Annotated in this window: 1 protein-coding gene; it reads right to left on the reverse strand. The window is 62.0% G+C overall.

Annotated features, from left to right (window positions below; translation table 11 throughout):
• Nucleotides 1–36: 36 nt before the first annotated feature.
• Nucleotides 37–595 (reverse strand): DUF6398 domain-containing protein (locus ACUH78_RS19485; protein WP_445334475.1); only part of this gene is annotated, 559 nt, incomplete at its 5' end.

Genomic DNA, 595 nt, shown 5'->3' on the forward strand with positions numbered 1-595 from the left:
GGCGCGCTTTCGCCACGGCGTCGGCCGAGATTTGACTCAATCGGGCGTCTCTCCCTGTTCCGCAGGAATGAAGGGAATCAGGCCTTTCTCGTAGGCAAGGCGCTGCAGTTCGAGCGGCGCGGTGCGAATGTCCATCATCAGGCCATTGACCTGCAGTATCCACACCATCGGGTTGTCTGCGAGGCGGCTGGGCAGGGTCCATTCGTGTGAAAACGGCCCCATCTTCAGCGCATCCCGGATCGCCTTCGACTTGTTCTGCCCGGTGCTCTCGGCGATCCCGAAGAACGCATAGATGGCCTTCGGCTTGCAGTGCGGCGTCTGAGAGGCATCGTCGAGGAAATTCACCCGGCCGACCGCATGCACGGCCGCCGCCGCCCAGACGCTCTCCTTGCCGCTCGACAGCGGCGAAGGACGCTTGCGGGCGAGCGCACCGACGACGCGGTGGATCATCTGACGATATTCCTCGTTGAGGTACTGTGCGCAGAACGCGTCAGTCAGTGCGGTGATGGCGGCGAACTTCTCGGCCATCACTTTGGGGATTCGCTCGGATGTGACCATGGTGACTGCAAAGTGGGAGAGACGTCGCATTCTCACA

This window comes from Thauera sp. ZXT1-4 (assembly GCF_052598215.2).